3 protein-coding genes are annotated in these 2,200 nt (G+C 37.1%); 1 reads left to right on the plus strand and 2 read right to left on the minus strand.

The features are described 5' to 3' along the window. The coding region (locus AC58NB_RS17375) for an IMP dehydrogenase (protein WP_497428053.1) at positions 1-501 on the minus strand (501 nt) is incomplete at its 3' end. A gap of 112 nt (positions 502-613) precedes the next feature. On the opposite strand from AC58NB_RS17375, the gene AC58NB_RS17380 reads away from it, so the two are divergent. Further along, positions 614-1,585, plus strand: coding sequence for a YaaC family protein (locus AC58NB_RS17380; RefSeq protein ID WP_497428054.1), 972 nt, complete (start codon positions 614-616; stop codon positions 1,583-1,585). A gap of 244 nt (positions 1,586-1,829) precedes the next feature. On the opposite strand, the gene AC58NB_RS17385 is transcribed toward AC58NB_RS17380, so the two are convergent. Further along, positions 1,830-1,985 carry a hypothetical protein gene (locus AC58NB_RS17385; protein ID WP_497428055.1) on the minus strand — a complete coding sequence of 52 codons (156 nt, stop codon included), beginning with the start codon at positions 1,983-1,985 and terminating at the stop codon, positions 1,830-1,832. Between the last annotated feature and the right edge of the window lie 215 nt (positions 1,986-2,200).

Below are 2,200 nucleotides of genomic sequence, written 5' to 3' on the forward strand. Positions count from 1 at the left end.
TACAGGAGCTGTTACTAAGTTTTCTTTTGTCATGACTTCATCAATAAGCATGGAGTAATCGTGAATAAAGCGCAAATTACGGTTTGTCAAAATACCCACTAATTTTTGTTCTTCTTTGTTGTTAACAATAGGAACTCCAGAAATTCTATATTTGCCCATTAAATGCTCAGCATCAAAAACCTGGTTTTCAGGTGTTAAGAAAAATGGCTTTGTTATAACACCATTTTCAGAACGTTTTACTTTATCAACCTGTTCAGCTTGTTGTTCAATAGACATATTCTTGTGAATAACACCAAGTCCTCCCTGTCTAGCCATTGCTATAGCCATCTCAGACTCAGTTACTGTATCCATACCCGCACTAATTATAGGAATGTTTAAGGCTAAATTGTCTGCTAAACTTACCTTTAGTGATACATCCTTAGGTAATACATCCGATTTACCTGGTATAAGTAATACATCATCAAAGGTTAAGCCTTCTTTGGAAAATTTATCTTCCCACATAGTATGTCCCCCATTCCCGAAAAAATTTTATTTGTAGATTAACAATTGGATAAACTACTGTCAAGGAAAACGAAAAATGTTTGACTATTCAATTAATTAAAGAGGGGTACTAATGTCCAAACTATCATCTGAATATCTACATCTCTTTACGCCTTATTATTCATCTATCTTCACACAGAAATACTTAAAAAAAGCCTATAATCAATCTGAAATAATAAAAGCTGAAACCTATAGTTACGAGAACTGCAATAAATTTATATCTTATCTTGAGAATGGCTCACTTTATTTTAAACAAATGAAAGTAGTTCCAACCCAGCTAAAACCACTTCTTTTATATTATGGATTTACCCATTTTCTGAAAGCATGTTTGTTAGTAGTAGACCCTCTTTATCCGGAAACAACAGCTGTTTTGTCACACGGTGTTTCCACACGCAAAAAGAAGAAGCAACAATATGAGTTTCTTTTTGATGAAATAAAGATCCAGCGTCATGGATTATTCACTCATACAGCTGAGAAGATCTTTCATCTAAACCAACTGGAAAATGAAAAGATAACTATGATTCATTTACTCCAGGAAATACCAGAACTTGAGACCCTTTTTATAAAACTAAAAAATAAAAGAACATGCGCTAAAGTCGTTTTTAACCCGGAGCATTCAGCTGTCAAAATACCTGAGTTCATTTTAGATGAATACAAAATGAATTCAGAACGGTTCAAAGAATATATCAAAGCTAAATGGGATCTTCCTATAGTGAACATTCAAGAGGATAAACAGTATTTAAATATGCAGTTCGAACCAACATACTGCCCTCTGCCAGGTAACTTGCCTTTTCGATTCAATATACATTCTGGTACTTATTCTCTCTCTCTACAAAGGGAAGGAGTAGCTCGCACTTTACCGGATCTCTTAATTCTCTATCTACTGCTCTATAATCTCAGTATGATTTCCCGTTATGAAACAGAGTGGTGGTCAGATTTATTCAAGGAGATGCCTTTTTATGACCTTCCATTTATCGATAGCCTACTAAATGTAGCAGAAATTAAAATCCCGTTTTTGGTATCTGAGTGGCTAAATCAAGTATAGAGTAGGTTAACTTGTGAAAAGAGGTTGGAGATGGATCTAGTATTATAGATCAAAGGACGAAATAAATATTTTATATGGCAGGAGCAAGCAGGGGGATGGGGGCATAGTATCTTATTTCACTTCTTTCTATCTGCCTTTATGCATCAATACCCAGGATGGATAATTATTCTATAACCTAGCGAAAGTGCGACTTTCTATTGGCTATCACCTGCCTATGGTACATCTTTCACCTGTCTTTACCGGGTCATAGGTGGTCCATAGCTTCTTCAAAGGCCGAGCATAAGCGGCTTCCCCTGCCTTTGCTATATCTTTCACCTGTCTTTACCCGGTCATAGGTGGTCCATAGCTTCTTCAAAGGCCAAGCATAAGCGGCTTCCCCTGCCTTTGCTATATCTTTCATCTGGCTTTACCCGATTATAGGCGGTTCATAGCTCCTTCAAAGGCCACCATCAACGTACCTTGGCCTCATCTATTCACATCCGCCGTTATCTTCTTTCTATGTATCAGGCTAAACAAACTCTCTTAACTTAAAAAAGCGCACAAAAAAACCAGCTCATCAACTGAACTGGTTTGGATTGCCCGGCAACGTCCTACTCTCACAGGGACTCGCGTCCC

It is taken from the genome of Pradoshia sp. TA40_28 (genome assembly GCF_059694525.1).